Origin of the sequence: Haloarcula sp. JP-Z28 (genome assembly GCF_011440255.1) — an archaeon.
Classification (GTDB): Archaea; Halobacteriota; Halobacteria; order Halobacteriales; family Haloarculaceae; genus Haloarcula; species Haloarcula marismortui.
Window position 1 is genome coordinate 13,223 of sequence record NZ_JAAOHT010000028.1, and the last position, 19,089, is coordinate 32,311.

Sequence of the window (19,089 nt, forward strand, 5' to 3'; positions counted from 1 at the left end):
GGTCGAACGATGGACCCCGTTTTGGGGACGAGATGCGCTCACTCGCTGGCCCACTCTGGATCTCTGTCTTCGAGGAACGCGTCGATACCTTCGTCCTTGTCACCGGTTGCGAACAGTTGGGCGAACAGTTCGGCTTCGTACTCAATGCCGGCTTCGAGGTCCATTCGGGAACTGGCACGAACGGCTTTCTTCGCTAATTCGAGCGCCGCAGGGCTTTTTTCTGCAATCGACGACGCGATGTCGTAGACACGCTCATCGAAGGAGTCGCCATCGTGAACTTCGTCGACGAGGCCGATATCGGCGGCCTCTGTCGCGTCGATGAGTTCGCCCGTGAGGATAAGCCGCATCGCGTGGCCCTCCCCGACCAGACGCGGCAGTCGCTGTGTCCCGCCACCGCCGGGCATGATGCCGAGGTTGATTTCCGGCTGCCCAAATTTCGCATCCGGATGCGCGATCCGGATATCAGCCGCCTGAATCAGCTCACAGCCGCCGCCGAGGGCGTGCCCGTTGATACGGGCGATGACCGGCATCGGGCAGTCGTCGACGTACTCGTAGACGCGAGGTCGCTTGCTCGCCTCCCGTTGCTCTAGCATATCCCGCTCGCGGAGTTCCGTTACGTCCGCACCCGCAACGAATGCGCCGGTGTCTGCCGCGCCAGTCAACACGACAGCACGAACGTCGCTGTCCGGGATTGCGTCGAAGACCTGCTTGAACTCCGACCGCAACTGGGTGTTGAGCGCGTTTCGAGCCTCCGGGCGGTGTAATTCGACGGTAGCGACGTTCTCCACGCGGTCCCCGACGCGCACCGAGACCGTTTCACAGTCTGCCGCAATGTCAGCGAGATCCGTCATGCGTCCCCCCACTCGCCGCTGGTGCCAACGATGTCACCGTCCTCCCAGACGTAGAACCCCTCGCCGGATTTCTTGCCGAGTTTGCCCGCACGGACCTTCCGTTTCACGATCTGTGGCGGACGGAACCGTTCACCGAGTTCGTCACGAAGGTATTCGAGGATGTCGAGTCGGACATCAAGACCGACGACGTCGCCGAGTTCGATAGGTCCCATCGGGTGATTGTAGCCGAGTTCCATCGCGGTGTCGATGTCCTGCGGTGTTGCAACGCCTTCCTGCACCATCCGCATCGCTTCGACTCCCAGCGAGACGCCAAGGCGGGAGGAGGCAAAGCCCGGTGCATCGGCCACCTCCACCGGTGTCTTGTCGATCCCGTTCACGAACTCCCGGGCACGCGCAATCGTTTCGGCACTCGTCTGTTCCGCGACGACAATCTCGACGAGTGCCATAATGTGCACCGGATTGAAAAAGTGAAGGCCAATAGCTCGCTCGGGATAATCAAGGACGCTCGCGATCTCAGTCAGTGACAGCGAAGAGGTGTTTGAAGCGATTAGCGTTGCCGAGTCGACGTGGGATTCGACCGCAGTGAGCGTCTCGTGTTTGATCGCCATCTCTTCGGGGACTGCTTCCACGACGAGGTCTGCCCCAGTCACGGCCTCTTCTAGCGAGGTCGTCCCTTTGAGGCGGTCTACCGTTGCCTCGGCCGTAGATTCGGTTACTTTCTCCCGGGCAATACCCTCTTGGAGATTTGACTCGATGGCGGCCAGGCCGTCATCGACGATATCCGCCTCGATATCGCGGAGAGAGACGTCGTGACCAGCCATTGCCGACACCTGAGCGATACCGTGGCCCATGGTACCGGCGCCTAGGATAGCTACGTGCATCATTTCTCAGCACAGTAGCGAGGGATAAAAACGTTGCTTGCGTCTCGGCGCCGGTGTGACCTGCATTTAATACGGCGGCCACGATAGGAGTCGGTGAGGATGACTGCTTCCGACTCGCAAGCCGTTGTTGTCGACGCCGTACGGACGCCACAGGTACCGAAGGATGGCGCATTGGCTGGGACACATCCCGAAGACCTCGTCTCCGCTGTGCTTACTGCACTTGTTGACCGGACCGGTGTCCCGGCCGTCGAGTGGGATGACTTCCGGCTCGGGTGTGCAAACCAGGAGGGCGAGCAGGGCCGAAACCTCGCCCGGCAGTCGATACTCGCCGGCGGGTTTCCCGAGACAGTGCCCGGGGCGACAACGACCCGCCTGTGTGGCTCTTCGCTGACGACGCTTGTCGACGCCGCTCGCGCCATCGAGGCGGGCGACGGGGCGGTGTATCCGGTGGCCGGTGTCGAACACATGAGCACCGTCCCTTTCTCCGACTGGCTGCATCCCGCTATCGAACAGCGGTACGACCCCGACAGGCTTCCGATGGGACAGACGGCCGAAACCATCGCACGGACCCACGATATCAGCCGAAAAGCTCAGGACGAGTTCGCGTTGCGTTCACACGAGCGGGCGGTCGCTGCCATGGAAAGCGGTCGGTTCGATGCAGAGACCGTGCCAGTCCACACCGACGAGGCAGCGATAGAGACCGATAAAACACCACGGGCAGACACGTCAGTCGAACAGTTGAGCGAACTCCCAACGGTGTTTCGTGACGACGAGGCGGCGACAGTCACGCCGGGGAACGCGTCACCGCTGACCGACGGTGCGGCCGGGATGCTCGTCACTTCGGCGGCGTACGCAGAAAAACACGGTTTAGATGTTCTCGGCCGAGTGAAGACGCGGTCCGTCGCTGGTGTCGACCCGCTGGTCATGGGACGGGGACCGATTCCGGCGACGCGTGCCGCACTGGACGACACTGGCCTGACAATCGACGATATCGACATCGTGGAACTCAACGAGGCGTTCGCGGCCCAGAGTCTCCACTGCAAGCGCGAGCTGGGGATTCCGACTGAGCGGCTCAACGTCAACGGTGGGGCTATCGCGTTAGGCCATCCGCTTGGCTGTTCAGGGGCACGAATCACGACGACATTGTTACACGAGATGCAACGGCAGGACGCGACCCACGGACTGGCGACGATGTGTGTCGGTTTCGGTCAGGGTGTCGCGGTTGTGTTCGAGAATCCCTGCTAGTGCCGGCTACCGGCGCTGGCTGGCGACCTGTGCTTTGAAGCCGTATCTGATGACCCCCTCCTGCGTGTAGATGCGTCGCGTCGTCAGCACGACAGGTGTGCCTATCGTGACTTCGTCCGTCGCCTGAAGCACCTGTGCAGGGACGCTCACAGTCTGCTCGCCTGATTGACTATGGAGCGCGATGATAGCACTATCGAACTGGCCGCTTTTCGACTGCTGGGCGACGAACTCCGGTGGCGCACCGCCCTGTTGGATAGTCGTTACTGCCTCGACTGTCCCTGTCCCGGGCAGTTCGACAGCCTCGAAATCGCTGGTGCGCTCGTGACAGTCCGTACAGGCCCCGGTCGGCGGGAAGTTCAACGCCTCACACGCGGAACACCGACCGGCGACAAGCCGGTGGCGTTGCGGAATCGTCCGCTGCCAGGACGGGACACTGACGTACGCTCCGCCACCTTCGGGTTCGTCGCGCGTAATCTCGCCACGCCGCCTGAGGTACTCGGCATACGACAGGTAGGCGGCACCGTCCAGCGCAGCATTGACCGGAACGGAACCAGTGGCGACGAACAGCGTCGCACTCGCGCCGCTTCCGTACGCAGCAATCAACACACGTTCAGCGCCATCCGCAAGCGCTGTCGCCGCCCCGAGAAATGCGCTTGCTGCGCCGGTGTCCCCGAGCGAACTAACTGTGTCAGCGGCGGCGATAGTCGCTGCGTCAACCCCGAGCGCACCTGTTGCCCGATACGGGAGCTTTCCGTCCGGAGACTGGACCGCTGCTGCATCGACTGTCTCCATCGGCACGTCCAGTCTGTCCGCCGCACTGCCGAGTATGGTCGTGAACGCCTCGCGGTCGTACTGCGTCACGCCCAGACCGGTCGTCCGGTCGTCCCCGCCCGTTCTGAAACGCGTTCCGGGGTAGGCCTCCGTGTGTGACGCTCGCTCAATGACGGTTCCGGGACCGTCATCGTCGACAACGAGCGCGACGCTCCCAGCACCGGCGGCGTGCTCGACCTCGCTGTCAGGGTCGCCCCGCGGACAGTCACTGATGATGACGAGGCCGATGTCCTCCCCGAACGACCCGCCGTCCATGGTTGCGTCCAGTGCTTGCGCACCGGCGTGCGTGGAGCCGGTCATCGTCTGCGTCTTTGCATCGTCGGGGACGTTGAGAATACTGCAGAGTCTCGCTGCAAGGTCCTCTTCGGCCATCGGCGGTGTCGTCGTCGCAAAGGCCAGATGCGCAACGGCCGCGCCGGACGCGTCAGCCGCAGTGAGCGCACGGCGGGCCGCTTCGACACCCATCGTGACTGCGTCTTCGTCGGCATCGGGGACCGCCTTCTCATCAACCCCCGCCGCATCGAACCGACCCCAGGCGGCTTCGAACTCTTCAGCGTCGATCCGCAGGCGAGGTGCGTACGCACCGATGGCCGCAAGCCCTGCGGCAGTCATCGTGCGGCCTCCCGTTCGAGGATGTGGACAACTGCGCTGCCGCCGCTCCCACCCACATTGTGAGTCAGCCCGTACTTCGGGGCCGCTAGCTGCCGGTCCGCAGCGCTTCCGGTGAGTTGTTTGAACGCCTCGACAAGCTGTCCGGCACCGGTTGCGCCGATAGGGTGACCCTTTGATTTCAGCCCGCCGGAGAGATTGACCGGCATTGCTCCGTCAGATTCGGTCGTTCCCGCTTCAAGTAACTGTGGGGCCTCGCCGCGGTCACAGAACCCGAGGTCCTCGTATGCAAGCAGTTCGGCGATCGTGAAGCAATCGTGGACCTCTGCGAAATCGAGGTCGTCAGGGCCGACCCCGGCACGGTCGTAGGCTGTGTCTGCGGCCATTTCCGAGGCAGAAATCGAAGTGTAGCTGTCTCGCTGGAAGAGACCGACCCGGTCGCTGGCCGCGCCGACCCCGGCGATCCGGACCGGGTCGTCGGTGTACTGCCCGACGACGTCCTCACTCGCGATGAGCGCGACCGCTGCGCCGTCAGAGGTCGGACAGCAGTGATAGAGGTTCAAGGGGTCTGCGACGACCGGTGCGCCGACGGCGTCTTCGAGGGAGCATTCGAAGCCCAGGTGGGCCTTCGGGTTCTTTGCGCCGTTCCGATGGTTCTTGACCGCCACCATCGAGAGGTGCTCCTCGCTGGCCTCGTACTCCTGTAGATACGCACTTGCCATCTGTGCGTAAACGCCAGAGAAGGTCGTCCCAGTCAGCCGTTCCCACTCTGTTTCACCGGAAACACCAAGCCAGTACTTCGTCACATCGCTGCTCATGTCTGTCATGACTTCGACGCCGCCAGCCAGCGCTACGTCGGCCATCCCGCTTTTGACTGCCTGCACTGCCTGTCGGACAGCGTAGCCCGACGCGGCGCAGGCGTTTTCAACGCGCACGCTGGGGACGCCGTGCAGCCCAGCGTGTTCGGTCGCTGCCGGTCCAGAGAGACCGAGCTGTCGACCGCCCACGCCGAGTGAGCCGACGACCGCTTCGTCTATCGCGTTCGTATCGATACCGTGGTCGACACTGTCGATGGCTTCGCTGACTGCGTGGTCGAACAGTGATCTGTAGCTCTCTTCGGGCATCGAGCCAAACGGCGTTTGCCCTGCGCCGATGAGATACGCATCCCGCATACATGGAACTCTGAGGGTACTGAAAAATAGCTTTGCATCGTTTGCTGACAGCCCTATACCAAGCACGCAACTGGCGGCGCAGTGACCAATCCCAAACCATTTTATCATTAACATTCAATTCTATCATTGAAGATGGTGTACAAGCCACTGGAGGCGTCTGACCGGACAGAGCTGCGTGCGTTGCAATCTGACCGATTGCAAAGAATTGTCACACACGCCTACGAGAACGTCCCGTTTTACCGGGAGAAACTCGATGCGGCAGGTGTCTCGCCCGAAGACATCCAGAGTATCGACGACATCACGAAACTGCCGATGACGACGAAAGAGGATTTCCGCGACGAGTACCCAGATGGACTCTTCGCCGTAGACGACGAGGAGGTCGCCCGCATCCACGCGTCGTCCGGAACGACCGGGAAGCCGAAAATCGTCTCGTACACGGATGGCGACATCGACACCTGGAGTGAAGTTGTCGCGCGTTCGCTGGCTGCGAGCGGCACTGAAGCGGGCGATACCGTCCAGAACGCCTACGGGTACGGGTTGTTCACTGGCGGACTTGGTATCCACTACGGAACTGAGGAGTTGGGGGCCTCAGTTGTTCCTATCGGAAGCGGCCAGACACAGCGACAGGTCGAGTTGATGACCGACCTAGAAAGCGATGTGTTCACATGCACCCCATCGTATGCACTCTACCTCGCCGAAACGGCCGAAGAGATGGGCCACGACCCCAGAGATCTGCCGATCTCGACGATTATCTTCGGAGCTGAGCCGTGTACCGACCCGATGCGGGAGGAAATCGAAGAGCGACTGGGCGTTGATGGCATCGATATTTACGGACTCTCGGAGATCATCGGTCCTGGGGTCTCGTGTGAATGCCACGAAGCGAAGGATGGACTCCACATCTGGGAGGACCACTTCTACCCGGAAGTCATCGACCCACACACGAAAGAACCGGTCGAGGAAGGCGAAGAAGGTGAGCTCGTTCTGACAACACTCACCAAGGAAGCGTTGCCGGTCTTCCGGTACCGAACTGGCGACCTCACGACACTGAACTACGACGAGTGTGCGTGCGGACGGACGATGGTACGGATGGACAACGTCACCGGCCGGACCGACGACCTCCTCATCGTTCGGGGCGTGAATCTCTATCCCAGCGAAATCGAACACGCTGTATTGGATATCGACGGCGTTGCTCCGCATTACCGGATCGACCTCTACAAAGAGGACAACCTCGACATCCTGGAACTCACCATCGAACGAACTGCAGAGCAGGGGCCGGGTGACAAAGCGCTGGAAGACGAAATCATCGAGCGGCTAGAAAACGTACTCGCGTTCACCCCGGACGAACTCGAACTCGTTGCGCCCGGCAGTATCGAACGAACGCAGGTCGGCAAGGTAAAACGCGTCTACGACCACCGTGACTGACTGTCAGGGCCGGTAGACTCGTCCACGAAACGTCGCGATGCGCTCGCCATCCTGTGCAGTCACCGTTACCTCGTACTCTGCGGTGCTGCCTGCGAGATGTGTTTCTTTAGCGATCGCAGACAGCGTCTCACCGGTGTCGACGGCGTCTAAATACGAGATGTTCGTCTCCAGTGCGACCGCTGCCTCGCCATGAGAGTTCGACGCCGCGGCGAACGCCGCATCTGCAAGTGAGTAGATCGCTCCGCCATGCGGTGTCCCATGAAAGTTCAGCAGGTCCTCGGTAATCGTCAGTTCAGTCTGGGCGTACCCCGAATCAAGTTCGACGACATCGATACCAAGGGTTTCGCAGTACGCATCCGATTCGATACGCTCTCTGACTTCGTCGGCGACACCGGACATACGGGTCGTGGTTCCATCACTAATAATAAATACATACCGGTCACTGCTGCTGTCAGCGGAGCGTAAAAATATAAATGGCTGCTATTAGATGAAAAAATATGGCATACAGCTACGAGCCACACCACTTCGAGGACTTCGAAGAAGGACAGGAGTTTATCAGTGTCGGCCGGACCGTTACCGAGTCCGATTTCGTCATGCACTCCGCCCTGTCTGGAGACTGGACAGAGCTGCATACGAACAAGGAATACGCGGAAGAACAGGAGTTCGGTGAGCGGATCGCACACGGTCCAATGACGTTCGTGCAGGCGACCGGCTTCGTCTACCGGACCGGGATCGTCGAGCGGACCGCATTCGCGTTCCTCGGGATGAACTACATGGACCTCCCAAACCCGGTCCACATCGGCGATACACTCCAGCTGGAGATTGTCGTTGACAACACCAAAGAAGTCGGACGCGACGACGCCGGGCTGGTCGTCCTCGACACTGAAATGGAAAACCAGGACGGGACCGTCGTCTTCGAGGGCGATATGAAGTTCCTGATCAAGAAACGCGAGTGAGTCTACTGCCGCGGCCGAAGGCGATGCATCGATAGGGCGTAGTACCGCAATTTTGAGGCTTGAAGCTCAGAGCTAGCGCTCTTGTCGCCCAGACATTAATAATCAATAATAACAACTAAGACGCCGCGCACTCCCTCTGTTACTGCAATGGAGTACACCGGCCCGACAGACCTGTATATCGGCGGAGAATGGCGAGAAGCGACCAACGGCGACAGCATTGAGACGGAGGACCCGGCAACTGAACGGACCTACGCGTCGGTACAGAAGGCCGAGGCGTCCGACATCGATGCTGCAGTAGAAGCGGCACAGGCGGCCGTCGCAGAGGGTTCCGAGTGGGCGACGATGGACCCCGGAACGCGCCGGGCGAAACTCCATGCGATGGCCGACGCCATCGAGGCGACGAAAGACGAACTGTCCATGGTTGAATCCCACGACAACGGGAAAACGCCGTTCGAGGCTGGGCTGGAAATCGACATGGTCATCGATACGTTCCGCCATTATGCCGGCTGGACGGACAAGGTCCGCGGTGACGAGATTCCTGTCGAAAATGGCCGGCTCAACTACACCACTCGTGAGCCAGTCGGTGTGACCGCACACATCGCGCCGTGGAACTATCCCTTCCAGCTCGCCGGCCGCGGCCTAGCACCGGCGCTGGCGACAGGAAACAGCGTTATCCTCAAACCGTCCGCTATGACGCCGCTATCGGCGCTGTACTACGCGAAAGCCGCGGAGGAAGCGGGCCTTCCGGACGGCGTCGTCAACGTCGTTCCCGGGAAGGGGTCCGAGGCCGGTGACGCACTCACCGGACACGAGGGCGTCGATCACGTCACCTTCACCGGGAGTACCGGTGTCGGAAAGACAGTCCAGCGCACTGCTGCCGATGCGGTCGCTGACGTAACGCTCGAACTCGGCGGCAAAGGGCCGGCAGTTGTGTTCCCCGACGCTGACCTCGATGCCGCCGCCCGCGGCATCCAGTACGGGATCTTCATGAACGCCGGGCAGATGTGCTGGGCGAACTCGCGTATTGTCGTTCACGAAGACGTCTACGACGAGATGGTCTCCCGAATGGCTGAAATCGCTGAAAACATCCCACTTGGCGGTGGCATCGACGACGATGGGCAGATGGGACCAGTCGTCAGCGCGGGCCAGCAACAGGAGATTCTCGATTATATCGAGACCGGCAAGGAAGAGGGGGCGACTGTCGCGGCCGGCGGTGGCGTTCCTGGGGACAAAGAAACCGGCCACTTCGTCGAGCCGACCGTCTTTGCTGACGTGGACAACGAGATGACGATTGCCCAGGAAGAGATCTTCGGCCCTGTGCTCACTGCAATCGAAGTGAGCGACGAGGAAGAGGCCATTGACGTGGCGAACGACTCGCCGTTCGGCCTCACTGCCTGTGTCTGGACGAACGATCTGACTCGCGCTCACACCGTCACAGACAGACTTGACTACGGGATGGTGATGGTCAACGAGACGCCCAACACGTGGCCACAGACCCCCTTTGGCGGCACGAAACAGAGCGGTCACGGTCGCGCACAGGGCGAACAGGCTATCGAGAGCTACACCGAGGTGAAAAACGTCCACATCAACCTCGGCTGAAGCTCTCTTCGACGAGTCGGCATCACACCGCCAGTCAGTGCAATCAATGGCACCATTGCCCTGATTCACGATATAAAATTGCGACGCCAGAACTAGCGAGTAATAACTGCTTACTCGAACTTCTTGAACTGCTGCAGGCACTCGTTACAGTAATGAATCGACTGACAGCGTGACGGTCCTCGTGGGTGTTTCCGTTCGGTGTCGGTCGAGCCACAGTACGGGCACTCCGCGCCTGTCTGTTCGCCGCTGGTCGTAACGCTGGGGTCCGGCTCGCTCATCCGTCGAAGCTCATCCCGAAGTCACGCAACGCTTCCTTGCCCTGTTCGGTGACCAGATCAATGGACCAGTCCGGGGACCAGACCAGCCGGACCGATGCAGTCTCGATTCCGTCGACACTCTCGGCGGCTTCTTCGACTTCATCGAGGATGATTTCGCGTGCCGGACAGCCGCTGTAGGTGAGCGTCATATCAACCGTGGCTTCGCCGTCGGACACGTCGAGCCCGTATATGAGGCCCAGATCGACGATGCTGACCGGCATCTCCGGGTCCTCGACCTGATACAGGGCCGCCCACACGTCGCGTTCGATGCCGTCGGCGTCTTCGCCCGTGGCTGGCACGTCGTCCGCCGCGTGGTCTTTGGTCTCGTAGTCAGTGTACGAACACGCGGTGGCATCAGCGTCTGCGCGTGGCCGGTCGTAGTCGCTACTCATCGTCGTCCGCCATTATCAGCGTCGCTTTGTCACGTCCCAGATTCCGGTAGCTCGAAGTCATTTGTTCGTGAAGGTCGTGCCAGTGGTCAGTGTGTTCGTTGTCCCGGCCCGTCGGCGTTGCGGGGGCAACGTCGGTCGGCACGTCGAACCCCAGTTCGGTCAGGAACGACTCGACGCGAGTCTCCCATTCGCTGCGCATCTCATCGAGAGTCATCGTCCGGATGCCCAGCCGTTCGATGTCGGCCTCCACGTCCCCGACGGGTTCGAACAGCGTGAGGGCGTACGGATAGAGGTCATCGATAGCCGCCTGCACGCGTTCGCTGGCCTCCTCGTCCAGTGCCATCCGGTCCAGCCAGCTTTCGGCGTGTTCGAGATGATAGCCTTCCTCGCCCTGGATGCGGCTCGTTCTGTTCCGGATTGTCTCGTATGACGAGTTCTCAAGCGCGGAGAGGCGGATGTCTTCAGCAACGTCGTAGAGGTACGCTCTGACGATGGCGTCGGCCCAGTCACCTTCCGCAAACGGCAGCTCGACGAACGTACTGTGCTGGAAGTCGCTGGGGTCGCTCTCGTAAATGAGCGATTCCTCGGAATAGCCCAGTTGCTGCACTGCATCGTACCACAGCCGTGCGTGGCCCAGCTCGTCCTGTGCGTTGTTCGAGATCGAGAGGTCCGATTCCAGTGTCGGCGCACGCACCTGCCAGAACGTGTAGCGTTCGGCCTGAATCAACTCGTCGTCAGCAAGCCGGAGCAGTTGTGCCTCGACTGCGCGCTGTTCTTCCTCCGAAAGGTCGGTTGGACCGCCGAGGTCGGATTCTGTTGTTGCCATTAGATTTCGCCTCGTTGTTTCTCCGCTTCTATCTGCTCAGACTCGGAGGCTTCGACCTCCTCAGCAGCCGGGTTGACGTTGTACGTCTGTGCAAACCGGTAGGACTTGTTGGTCGTCCCGCCAAACGTTACGTCATCCGCTGTGACTTCACCAATGTACTGGTGCTGGACGACCCAGAGACTGTTCGGGTCGTCGTCAGTGAACGCCGCGATCGCCGCCTGTTCTGCGTCGGCGGCGCTGGCAGCGTCGACATCACCGCAGTGCGTGTGATACCCACCGGGCTTGTCCTGCCGGAAGACGGCCCACGGTTTCTCGGCACCGTCCCCAGTCTCGTCGCGGCTCTCTGCATCGGGGTCGACCTGCGTGATTTTCTCCTGCGGGGCAACCCAGAGGGCGTGGGTTGGCTTCCGTCGTCCGTGCTGAATGACCGAGAACTGCTTTGCCATCTCTCGGTCGGGTGCGTGGACATCCCGGCAGTGAACGAAATCCGCGTCCGGACTCTGTTGTCGGAATACTTCCCAGATCATTGTTCTCAGTCCGCCGCCTGTGACTGCGGGCCGTTGTTCGTCGTCGTCTGGTCGTCCATCATGTCACGGACCCACTGTACCGCTTCCTGAGCCTGCCGGCGACCGGTGATCTGCTCGATACTGCCCTCGTATTCGTTCTGTGAGACCGTGAAGAACTCGTCCCAGTCGAGGTCATCCTCAACGACCTCGTAGCTCCCGTCACCGTTTTCGCGGATGCGTGGCTCATCGGGCATCTCCAGGCCGTATTTCTTGGCCTTCGGGATGTACGTGTTGAGGAACGCGGTTCGAAGTTCGTCGTTTGTACACGTCTTCAGTCCGACTTCCGCAGCGAAGTCGTGGTGGGTGCTCTGGTCGTCGGTCGGGCCGAAGAACTGCAGGATTCGGGGCCACCACTCTTCGAAGGCCTCCTGAGTCATACGCTGTTCCTTCCGGGAGCCGTTCATCAGTTCGCGGAGGATCGACTCACCGTGTTTGACGTGCATCCCCTCTTCGAAGCAGATCTTGTCCATCGCGTGGGCGTATGGCTCCCAGCTGGACTTTTTCAGGGTCGCCTGACGACGCATCGCAGCCCCGTCGACAAAGAACGCGATCATCGGCGTCTCGACGTAGCTCTCCATTGGGTAGTGGAAGCAGTTCAGGAACTTTCCGTCTCCGTTCGCCAGATCGTCGAGCATCTCTTCACGGGTCTTGACGCCGAGCGATTCCGCCGCTCGGTAGAGCATCTGGCCGTGGCCGATCTCATCCTGAACCTTCGCGCTGAAGGCCATCTTTCGCTCGATACTCGGTGCTTTTCTGATGAAGGGCCGTTCAAGGAACGCGCCCATAATCTCGCTGTTGGCGTGGAACTCAAGCATCCGCGTGGCTGCCTTCCGATACTCTTCGGGAAGGTCGTCTTTCGGGCTGAACTCCCGGGGTCCGGCGCGGTCTTTGACTTCGTCGACGTTCATATCTATTCTATAAATCGTGAGGAATGTTCTTACTAATTTGCCCCCATATAGGCGGGTTTTATAAGTACGTCCGCACATGTGCGAGGCAATGATAGAGGAGTGCCTGATGGTCGAGTTTCGCATCGAGGGTGACGACTGCCCACTGGCAGATGCGAGCAGTGTCACGGGGACACCCATCGAGGCGGCCCCGCCGCTCCTCCGGGAGGACAGTAACGTGTTGCTGCGGTTCAGCGCACAGGCGAGCGACGACCTCAAAGACTACCTCGACGGAGACGACCGGATCCGCTATCTCTACCAGTCAGTTACCGAGGGGCGGTATAACTATCGATGCCTGTCACTCCAGCAGTGTGTTGTGCATAAACTCATTAGCGCGGGGTTCATGGTAGAATCGCTGACGTATCGGGACGGGAACGCGGTTTTAGCTGGTGCTGTGGTTGGGCACGAGATTCTCCAGACAGTCATGGAGACGGCCGGTGAAACTGTCGGCGTGAAACTACAGCGGGTGTACGCACTGCGTGCAACAGAAGACGCGTCTATCGCACAGCAATGGGACCTGACCCCGGCACAGGAGGAGAGTCTCCGATACGCAGTCGAGATGGGCTACTTTGTCGTCCCACGACAGACGACTGCGAGCGAAGTCGCTGGCGAGCTCGGGATCAGTAAGTCTGCATTCCTCGAACGACTTCATCGCGCACAGCACTCGTTGTTCACACAGCTGTTCGGCGGCGTCGGTGACGGCCATCCGGGAGACGGTGGAGAGTAACGACGACGGCCGACCAGGCGACGACAGAGAGAGACGGGTTCGGAGTTAAAGTACCCGGGCGTGTGAGTACGACCATGCGCGTTGAAGACGGCGCTGTTCGACGAATCGTATTCGACCGTCCAGATTCGAAAAACGCGATGACGGCAGCGGTCGCTACTGAATTAGCCGATGCGCTCGAGGATCTCGACCCGGCGACGCACGACGCCGTCCTCCTCACTGGCGACGGTGATTCGTTCAGCGCTGGCGGGGATATCGAGGCGATGAGCGAGCGGGAAGAATCGACAACGGAAGCCTACGAGCGAGTCCGGACAACACTGGGCCGGGTCGCCAGCAATATCCTCTCGGCACCCGTGCCTGTCGTCGCGAAGGTCAACGGCGACGCAGTCGGTGCCGGGCTGTCGCTGGTGGCCGTCGCTGATTTCGCGTACGCCGCCAGTTCCGCGCGGTTCGGTGCATCGTTCATCAGCGTCGGCCTCGTGCCAGACATGGGCGCAACCGCCATACTTCCCCGGCTGATCGGTCTCAGGAAAACCAAAGAGCTCGCGTTCACCGGGAAGCTGATCGACGCCGAGAGCGCCGCCGAAATGGATCTGATCAACGAGGCTATCGACCCGGCCGAGCTTGATGCGCGGACAGCTGACCTGCTCGAAACGCTTCAGGCACAGCCAACGGAGAACCTCGGGCTGGCGAAGGAAGCGATCCACGACAACATCGGCCAGCCCCTGGAAACCGGGCTGCGTCGAGAAGCACGCATCCAATCACTGGCGTACGATACGCCGGCACATGCACGTGGTGTCGAGGCGTTTCTGGACGGCCGAACCCCGGATTTCGACTAGCGGTCGAAAAACTCCTGTGCGTTCTCGAACAGAATCTTCCGCTGGACATCCGTATCAAAGTCAGTGTCGCGAGCGAACGATTCGAGCCACGTTTCTGGGTCGATCATCGGATAATCGGTGCCGAACATCACCTTGTCTTTGAGGACCGTGCCGGCGTAGTGGAGTACCTGATCGTCGATATACTTCGGCACCCAGCCGGAGAGGTCCATGTACACGTTGCCCTTCTGCTGGCAGATGGCCAGCTGCTCTTTCTCCCACGGGAAGGCGGGATGGGCGATGAGGATATCGAGGTCCGGATGTGCAGCAGCCACGTCGTCGATAAGCATCGGGTTGCCGTACTTGATTTTCAGGCCGCGACCGCCGGCGCTACAGGCTCCCAGTGTCGAGTTCCCGCCGTGGAAGACAACGGGGACGCCGAGGTCTTCGATGGTACTCCACAGATGGTCGTGGCGTTCATCTGAGGGGTCAAAGCCCTGTGCGATCTGCTGGAATTTGAACCCCGAAAGGTCTAGATCCTCAACGCACCGGATCGCCTCCTGCACGCAGTCGTCTTTCAGTGGGTCGACGCTCCCGAACCCGACGAAGAAGTCGGGATACTCGTCCCGGACCTCAGCGACGTAGTCGTTCGGGACGGGTGGGTTCCCGGTGTTCGTCTCCGCGTCCCAGCCAAGCAGGACAGCACCACCGACGCCCGCCTCGTGGTACTCCGCGAGCATTTCGTCGTAGTCCCACGTCTCCAGATCAGTGCCGAACCGGTCGGCGGCGTCTTGCATCATTTCGCCGCCGGCGTCGTGGAGGAACTCACTGGTCGGTTGGTGCGCGTGCGTGTCGAGCAGTTGCCTGTCGGCGACACCCGGGAGGTCAGTTGTCACAGAGAGAGATTTTACCCAGTGTCATAAAAATCCATGCTGTTTGTGCCGTGCAGCAGACCCACCGAAGTAGACGGATAGTTGTGATACCGATAGCTGATTCACGAAGCGGCGTACTGATCGCGACAGGGAACGAGTCGCCAGACCCACGGTCATCCTGTGCATGGCCGGGCGTCTATCCCCTACCATCTTACTGCTGGGGGGTGAACGCACAGCTATGGTTCGTCGCAGTGTTCTGTTTGCGCCGGGAGACAATGCGGAGTTAATGCGGAAAGCGGCCGGTGGCGACGCTGATGTCGTCGTCTTCGACCTCGAGGATGCGGTTGCACCGGCTGATAAAGAACAGGCACGTGAATCGGTTCAGTCGGTACTCTCGGCTGTCAACTCGAACAGCCACATCTGCGTTCGTATCAATCCCGTGGGAGTTAGCGCCACAGCCGACCTCGGGGGGATACTGTCGGACACCAGTCCCGACAGTGTGATGCTCCCGAAAGCTAGTTCGGCCGAGGACATCTCGGCACTGGAACGGCTCCTCGGGGAGTACAATGCGGATCTCCCGGTGCTTGCGCTAGTGGAATCGGCCGCCAGCGTCCTCAACGCGGCGGAGATTGCAGCCGCCGACCCGACCGATGCCCTCCTCTTTGGGGCCGAGGACCTTGCAGCCGACCTCGGTGCGAGTCGCACCAGCGATGGACGGGAGGTGCTCTATGCACGCCAGCGAGTCGTCGTTGCGGCCAGCGCCGCGGGAATCGATGCAATCGATACGATCTACCCGGAATACGGCGATCTGGATGGCCTCCGTGACGCAACTGAGTTCGCTGCCCAACTCGGGTACGACGGGAAGATGGCAATCCACCCAGATCAGGTCGCAGTCATCAACGACGCGTTTACCCCAAGTGACGAGGAGATAGCATGGGCCGAACGCATCATCGCGGCCGACGAAGAAACAGATGCTGGGGTGTTCGAAGTCGACGGGGAGATGATCGACGCACCGCTTATCGCACAGGCAGAGCGTGTCCTCGAACGCGCTCGCGAGGCCGGGCAGCGGTAGCCAACGACAACACCTATCCGGGACCTGACTGTGCTGTCGTGTATGAAAGCCGTCGTCCGGCAGAACTTCGATGCCAGCGTCGACGCCTACACGGCCTACGAGCGGCGGACCAATCGCTTCACGTCGCTCGCACGCCTGCTCGCCGTCGAGATGAGCACTCATGCTGACGATGGGCTTGAGACAGTGCTCGATGCGGGCGCAGGCACAGGTGTGAGCACACGCGTATTCACCGAGACAGCAGCGGAGACTGTTGCGCTCGACATCAGCCGCGAGATGCTGAGCGAAATCGAGTCCACTGCCCGACTGCAAGCTGATTTCGACCACCTGCCGCTCTGTGACCAGTCAGTCGACGGGGTGGCGTTTACCGCTTCGCTCTTTTTGGTCCCCGAGCCAGCGGCCGCAGTGCGGGAGGCCGCCAGAGTGCTCCGGTCTGGTGGGGTGGTCGGGGCCGTCGCGCCGCTTGGCTGGTTCCGTCCTGACGGCACGGACGTGTTCGAACAGTTTGAGCGCGAGTCACGCTCCCCGACTGACACATCGGCTCTCCAAGACGCCCTCGCGGGTGAGTTCTCAACGACGACAGGAACGTGGCGGTTTTCGACGACTGCCGAAAACATCCGGCTGTTCCACGCGATTCCCGCGATGGCCGCACGGCTCTATCCAAAGCTCGACACCGAAGAACGGGTTCTGCGAGCCCGTGAACTCCTCAGCTCTCTCAATGGGACGTTCGAGCAACGATGGCGGTGGGTCATCGGTGTCCCAGAGTAGGCGACTGGGACCCGGGCTTCGTCCGTCAACCGGTCCCGGCGTCACTCGGCGGTATCGCGTCGCAGTGACAGCACGGTCCGGTCGAACTCACAGACGAGGACATCGTCCGAATCTGTGAGTTTGAACACCTCGACGTGCATCGTGACGATGCCTCGGTCACCGTCGCTAGTCTCGCGTTTGTCGGTCACGGTCGACTGCACGCGGATGGTGTCGCCGTGAAATACCGGGTTCGGATGCTCGACGCTGTCGTAGGACAGGTTCGCGACGATAGTGCCATCGGTCGTCTCCGGGATTGTCAGTCCGACAGCTAAACTCATGGTGTAGAGCCCGTTGACCAGTCGCTCGCCGAACTCCGTCTCGCCCGCGAACTCGGCGTCTAAGTGCAACGGCTGCTGGTTCATCGTCATATCACAGAACTGTTGATTGTCGCGCTCGCTGATCGTGCGGCGCTTCTCGTGTTCGATGGTCTCGCCGACCTCGAACTCTTCGTAATAAAGTCCTGTCATAGCTCAGAGGATGGTTCCGTGTTTCTTGTCTGGCAGGTCTTTCTCGACGGTCTCGTAGAACGCAAACCGGTTCGTCAGTTCCGTTCTGAGGTCGCTGGGCGGAACGATGTCGTCGACGACAACTTCGCTGGCCATTCGATGAATGTCGATATCCTCGCGATAGGCTTCGCGGAGTTCTTGCTCCTTTTGCTGTCGTTCGTCCTCGTCATCGATCTCGGAGAGCTTCCGTGCGTAGACGGCGTTGATAGCCGCCTCGGGCCCCATTATAGCGATTTCCCCGCTCGGAAGCCCGATCGTCGACTCGGGGTCGTAGGCGGGACCGGACATGGCGTAAATGCCCGCACCGTAGGCCTTCCTGACCACAACGGACTGCTTGGGCACTGTCGCCGAAGACGTGGCGTAGATCATCTTCTTGCCCTGTTCGAGGATACCTTCCTTCTCGACGCCTGACCCGGCCATGAACCCCGGCGTGTCACAGAGATACAACAGCGGGATGTTGTAGGCGTCACAGGTCCAGATGAACTGGGCGGCTTTCTCCGCTGCGTCCGGGAAGATGGCTCCCGCGCGCTGGGCTGGCTGATTGGCAATGACGCCGATTGGCCGGCCGTCTATCCGGGCAAATGACGTGATTATCTCCTTGCCGTACTCGGGCCGGAGTTCGAGTGTCGACCCAGCATCGACGACTCGCTCGATCACGTCGAACATATCATAGCCCTTGTTGGGCTTTTCTGGCACGACGGCATCGATACCCTCCGGCGAGCGCTTCGGGGCCGTCCCGCTGGTTTGTGGTGGGTCTTCGTCGGCGTTGTCGGGCAGATAGCTGATGAGTTGCGCAACGAGTTCGCGGGCGTGTTCCTCGTCGTCGGCGATGAGGTCCGCACTCCCGGAGTGCTGTGCGTGGATGTCAGGGCCACCGAGTTCTTCGAGACTGATCTCTTCGCCGGTGACCATTTCGACCATCCGGGGGCTGGCGATCGCCATTGCGCTCATATCCCGGACCATAACGGTGAAATCCGCGAAGACGGGCGTGTAGGCCGCGCCGGCGATACAGGGACCGTACAGCACACAGATCTGCGGGACCCGCCCAGAGAGCATCGAGTGATTGTAGTAGAACTTTCCGATACCTTCGCGGTTGGCGAAAAAGCCCGTCTGCTGGTCGATACGACCCCCCGAGGAGTCCATCAGATACAGCACCGGTCGCCCGGTTTTCAGCGCCCGCTGTTGCATCCGGAGGAACTTCTCGACACCCTTTGCGGCCATGCTGCCGCGTTTGACCGTGTAGTCGTTGGCCATGAAATGCAGGTCACGGCCCTCGAACTCCGCGGCCCCCGTGATGAGCCCGTCGGTCGGGAGCTGGTCGTCGGCGTCGAACTCCGCAAATTTCCCGTCTTCGAACAGGAAATCGTCACCGAACCACAGGTCGATACGGTCCCGGACGAACAGCTTGCCCTCCTCAGGCAACTGCTCTTTGTACTTTTCCGGCCCGCCTTCGAGGATCTCTTCAATCTCCTCGCGCAGGGCCTCCTCGCGTTCGGTCGGGCCGAGGTCGTCCTCAACTGGGTCCGTGGATTCATCCTGCCGAGTGCCGTCGTACGTGGCACTGCTGACCGTTTCGCCGCCGTCGACAACGAGGGTAATGTCGTCCTCGAAGTGTGTCGCCAGCGCCTCGGCAATGGCCTGTGCTTCCGATTCGGTCGCGTCGTCTGAAATTTTGACTTGCATAC

The 19,089-nt window shown here is 60.7% G+C and carries 20 protein-coding genes and 2 pseudogenes; 8 read left to right on the forward strand and 14 right to left on the reverse strand.

All coding sequences use genetic code 11. From position 1 onward, the window contains the following. Positions 1 to 38: 38 nt before the first annotated feature. Both G9463_RS11890 and G9463_RS11895 read right to left on the reverse strand, forming a co-directional pair. Positions 39 to 851 carry an enoyl-CoA hydratase/isomerase family protein gene (locus G9463_RS11890; RefSeq protein ID WP_165896818.1) on the reverse strand — a complete coding sequence of 271 codons (813 nt, stop codon included), beginning with the start codon at positions 849 to 851 and terminating at the stop codon, positions 39 to 41. Next, complete coding sequence (locus G9463_RS11895) at positions 848 to 1,732, reverse strand: 3-hydroxyacyl-CoA dehydrogenase family protein (RefSeq protein WP_165896819.1); 885 nt, start codon at positions 1,730 to 1,732, stop codon at positions 848 to 850. Before G9463_RS11895 ends, G9463_RS11890 begins: the two co-directional genes overlap by 4 nt. 99 nt (positions 1,733 to 1,831) lie before the next feature. On the opposite strand from G9463_RS11895, the gene G9463_RS11900 reads away from it, so the two are divergent. Beyond that, a complete protein-coding gene (locus tag G9463_RS11900) occupies positions 1,832 to 2,977 on the forward strand; it encodes a thiolase family protein (RefSeq protein ID WP_165896820.1) in 1,146 nt (381 codons plus the stop codon). Between the two features lie 6 nt (positions 2,978 to 2,983). Here G9463_RS11900 and G9463_RS11905 read toward each other — a convergent pair whose 3' ends face one another. Next, positions 2,984 to 4,420, reverse strand: coding sequence for a zinc ribbon domain-containing protein (locus G9463_RS11905; protein WP_165896821.1), 1,437 nt, complete (start codon positions 4,418 to 4,420; stop codon positions 2,984 to 2,986). Next, positions 4,417 to 5,589 carry a thiolase domain-containing protein gene (locus G9463_RS11910; protein WP_004966585.1) on the reverse strand — a complete coding sequence of 391 codons (1,173 nt, stop codon included), beginning with the start codon at positions 5,587 to 5,589 and terminating at the stop codon, positions 4,417 to 4,419. Before G9463_RS11910 ends, G9463_RS11905 begins: the two co-directional genes overlap by 4 nt. Before the next feature lie 132 nt (positions 5,590 to 5,721). Here G9463_RS11910 and paaK point away from each other — a divergent pair, with 132 nt between their 5' ends. After that, positions 5,722 to 7,011 (forward strand): phenylacetate--CoA ligase PaaK, encoded by a 1,290-nt coding sequence (gene paaK / locus G9463_RS11915; protein ID WP_165896822.1) that lies wholly within the window; start codon positions 5,722 to 5,724, stop codon positions 7,009 to 7,011. A 3-nt stretch (positions 7,012 to 7,014) separates the two neighbouring features. On the opposite strand, the gene paaI is transcribed toward paaK, so the two are convergent. Continuing rightward, positions 7,015 to 7,410, reverse strand: a complete 396-nt coding sequence (paaI, locus tag G9463_RS11920) for a hydroxyphenylacetyl-CoA thioesterase PaaI (protein WP_127015041.1) — start codon at positions 7,408 to 7,410, stop codon at positions 7,015 to 7,017. Between the two features lie 98 nt (positions 7,411 to 7,508). Between paaI and G9463_RS11925 the strand changes: the two genes are divergently transcribed. Further along, positions 7,509 to 7,967: a MaoC/PaaZ C-terminal domain-containing protein gene (locus G9463_RS11925; protein WP_004594295.1), complete on the forward strand. Its 459-nt coding sequence runs from the start codon at positions 7,509 to 7,511 to the stop codon at positions 7,965 to 7,967. Positions 7,968 to 8,114: 147 nt separating this feature from the next. After that, positions 8,115 to 9,566, forward strand: coding sequence for an aldehyde dehydrogenase (locus G9463_RS11930; protein WP_165896823.1), 1,452 nt, complete (start codon positions 8,115 to 8,117; stop codon positions 9,564 to 9,566). A gap of 110 nt (positions 9,567 to 9,676) precedes the next feature. On the opposite strand, the gene paaE is transcribed toward G9463_RS11930, so the two are convergent. The 6 genes and pseudogenes from paaE to paaA form a co-directional block, all read right to left on the reverse strand. Continuing rightward, entirely contained in the window at positions 9,677 to 9,844 is a 168-nt protein-coding gene (gene paaE, locus G9463_RS11935; protein ID WP_004594293.1) for a 1,2-phenylacetyl-CoA epoxidase subunit PaaE, read from the reverse strand. Further along, the gene (gene paaD / locus G9463_RS11940) at positions 9,841 to 10,275 is read right to left on the reverse strand and encodes a 1,2-phenylacetyl-CoA epoxidase subunit PaaD (RefSeq protein ID WP_004966591.1); all 435 of its coding nucleotides are present in this window, start codon (positions 10,273 to 10,275) and stop codon (positions 9,841 to 9,843) included. Before paaD ends, paaE begins: the two co-directional genes overlap by 4 nt. After that, positions 10,268 to 11,101 (reverse strand): 1,2-phenylacetyl-CoA epoxidase subunit PaaC, encoded by an 834-nt coding sequence (gene paaC, locus G9463_RS11945; protein ID WP_127015043.1) that lies wholly within the window; start codon positions 11,099 to 11,101, stop codon positions 10,268 to 10,270. The genes paaD and paaC overlap by 8 nt, the downstream gene beginning before the upstream one ends. Next, positions 11,101 to 11,400, reverse strand: a pseudogene (locus tag G9463_RS24510) (PacF protein); the annotation flags it as partial. The gene paaC and the pseudogene G9463_RS24510, both read right to left, overlap by 1 nt. 54 nt (positions 11,401 to 11,454) lie before the next feature. Then, positions 11,455 to 11,628 (reverse strand): annotated as a pseudogene (locus tag G9463_RS24515) (PacF protein); the annotation flags it as partial. Between the two features lie 5 nt (positions 11,629 to 11,633). Further along, positions 11,634 to 12,575, reverse strand: a complete 942-nt coding sequence (paaA, locus tag G9463_RS11955; RefSeq protein WP_165896824.1) for a 1,2-phenylacetyl-CoA epoxidase subunit PaaA — start codon at positions 12,573 to 12,575, stop codon at positions 11,634 to 11,636. Between the two features lie 106 nt (positions 12,576 to 12,681). Here paaA and G9463_RS11960 point away from each other — a divergent pair, with 106 nt between their 5' ends. Continuing rightward, positions 12,682 to 13,338 carry a helix-turn-helix domain-containing protein gene (locus G9463_RS11960; RefSeq protein WP_193569605.1) on the forward strand — a complete coding sequence of 219 codons (657 nt, stop codon included), beginning with the start codon at positions 12,682 to 12,684 and terminating at the stop codon, positions 13,336 to 13,338. A gap of 74 nt (positions 13,339 to 13,412) precedes the next feature. After that, positions 13,413 to 14,174: an enoyl-CoA hydratase/isomerase family protein gene (locus G9463_RS11965; RefSeq protein WP_165896826.1), complete on the forward strand. Its 762-nt coding sequence runs from the start codon at positions 13,413 to 13,415 to the stop codon at positions 14,172 to 14,174. On the opposite strand, the gene G9463_RS11970 is transcribed toward G9463_RS11965, so the two are convergent. Continuing rightward, positions 14,171 to 15,046 carry an amidohydrolase family protein gene (locus tag G9463_RS11970; protein WP_165896827.1) on the reverse strand — a complete coding sequence of 292 codons (876 nt, stop codon included), beginning with the start codon at positions 15,044 to 15,046 and terminating at the stop codon, positions 14,171 to 14,173. The two genes, G9463_RS11965 and G9463_RS11970, sit on opposite strands and share 4 nt — an antisense overlap. 214 nt (positions 15,047 to 15,260) lie before the next feature. On the opposite strand from G9463_RS11970, the gene G9463_RS11975 reads away from it, so the two are divergent. Both G9463_RS11975 and G9463_RS11980 read left to right on the forward strand, forming a co-directional pair. Then, a complete protein-coding gene (locus G9463_RS11975; protein ID WP_165896828.1) occupies positions 15,261 to 16,094 on the forward strand; it encodes a CoA ester lyase in 834 nt (277 codons plus the stop codon). Between the two features lie 42 nt (positions 16,095 to 16,136). After that, positions 16,137 to 16,859, forward strand: coding sequence for a class I SAM-dependent methyltransferase (locus tag G9463_RS11980; RefSeq protein ID WP_165896829.1), 723 nt, complete (start codon positions 16,137 to 16,139; stop codon positions 16,857 to 16,859). A gap of 41 nt (positions 16,860 to 16,900) precedes the next feature. Here the strand turns inward: G9463_RS11980 and G9463_RS11985 are convergent, their stop codons facing one another. Both G9463_RS11985 and G9463_RS11990 read right to left on the reverse strand, forming a co-directional pair. After that, complete coding sequence (locus G9463_RS11985; protein ID WP_165896830.1) at positions 16,901 to 17,365, reverse strand: MaoC family dehydratase; 465 nt, start codon at positions 17,363 to 17,365, stop codon at positions 16,901 to 16,903. A gap of 3 nt (positions 17,366 to 17,368) precedes the next feature. Beyond that, the gene (locus tag G9463_RS11990) at positions 17,369 to 19,087 is read right to left on the reverse strand and encodes an acyl-CoA carboxylase subunit beta (RefSeq protein ID WP_165896831.1); all 1,719 of its coding nucleotides are present in this window, start codon (positions 19,085 to 19,087) and stop codon (positions 17,369 to 17,371) included. Positions 19,088 to 19,089: the final 2 nt, after the last annotated feature.

Bases quoted from the DNA above. Each gene is read 5' to 3' on its own strand.
- G9463_RS11990 (WP_165896831.1), bottom strand. From the start codon at position 19,087: ATGCAAGTCAAAATTTCAGACGACGCGACCGAATCGGAAGCACAGGCC.
- paaI (WP_127015041.1), bottom strand. From the start codon at position 7,410: ATGTCCGGTGTCGCCGACGAAGTCAGAGAGCGTATCGAATCGGATGCG.
- G9463_RS11985 (WP_165896830.1), bottom strand. From the start codon at position 17,365: ATGACAGGACTTTATTACGAAGAGTTCGAGGTCGGCGAGACCATCGAA.
- paaC (WP_127015043.1), bottom strand. From the start codon at position 11,101: ATGGCAACAACAGAATCCGACCTCGGCGGTCCAACCGACCTTTCGGAG.
- G9463_RS11895 (WP_165896819.1), bottom strand. From the start codon at position 1,732: ATGCACGTAGCTATCCTAGGCGCCGGTACCATGGGCCACGGTATCGCT.
- G9463_RS11890 (WP_165896818.1), bottom strand. From the start codon at position 851: ATGACGGATCTCGCTGACATTGCGGCAGACTGTGAAACGGTCTCGGTG.
- G9463_RS11975 (WP_165896828.1), top strand. From the start codon at position 15,261: ATGGTTCGTCGCAGTGTTCTGTTTGCGCCGGGAGACAATGCGGAGTTA.
- G9463_RS11900 (WP_165896820.1), top strand. From the start codon at position 1,832: ATGACTGCTTCCGACTCGCAAGCCGTTGTTGTCGACGCCGTACGGACG.
- paaA (WP_165896824.1), bottom strand. From the start codon at position 12,575: ATGAACGTCGACGAAGTCAAAGACCGCGCCGGACCCCGGGAGTTCAGC.
- G9463_RS11905 (WP_165896821.1), bottom strand. From the start codon at position 4,420: ATGACTGCCGCAGGGCTTGCGGCCATCGGTGCGTACGCACCTCGCCTG.
- G9463_RS11910 (WP_004966585.1), bottom strand. From the start codon at position 5,589: ATGCGGGATGCGTATCTCATCGGCGCAGGGCAAACGCCGTTTGGCTCG.
- G9463_RS11965 (WP_165896826.1), top strand. From the start codon at position 13,413: ATGCGCGTTGAAGACGGCGCTGTTCGACGAATCGTATTCGACCGTCCA.
- G9463_RS11980 (WP_165896829.1), top strand. From the start codon at position 16,137: ATGAAAGCCGTCGTCCGGCAGAACTTCGATGCCAGCGTCGACGCCTAC.
- paaK (WP_165896822.1), top strand. From the start codon at position 5,722: ATGGTGTACAAGCCACTGGAGGCGTCTGACCGGACAGAGCTGCGTGCG.
- G9463_RS11960 (WP_193569605.1), top strand. From the start codon at position 12,682: ATGGTCGAGTTTCGCATCGAGGGTGACGACTGCCCACTGGCAGATGCG.
- paaD (WP_004966591.1), bottom strand. From the start codon at position 10,275: ATGAGTAGCGACTACGACCGGCCACGCGCAGACGCTGATGCCACCGCG.
- paaE (WP_004594293.1), bottom strand. From the start codon at position 9,844: ATGAGCGAGCCGGACCCCAGCGTTACGACCAGCGGCGAACAGACAGGC.
- G9463_RS11925 (WP_004594295.1), top strand. From the start codon at position 7,509: ATGGCATACAGCTACGAGCCACACCACTTCGAGGACTTCGAAGAAGGA.
- G9463_RS11930 (WP_165896823.1), top strand. From the start codon at position 8,115: ATGGAGTACACCGGCCCGACAGACCTGTATATCGGCGGAGAATGGCGA.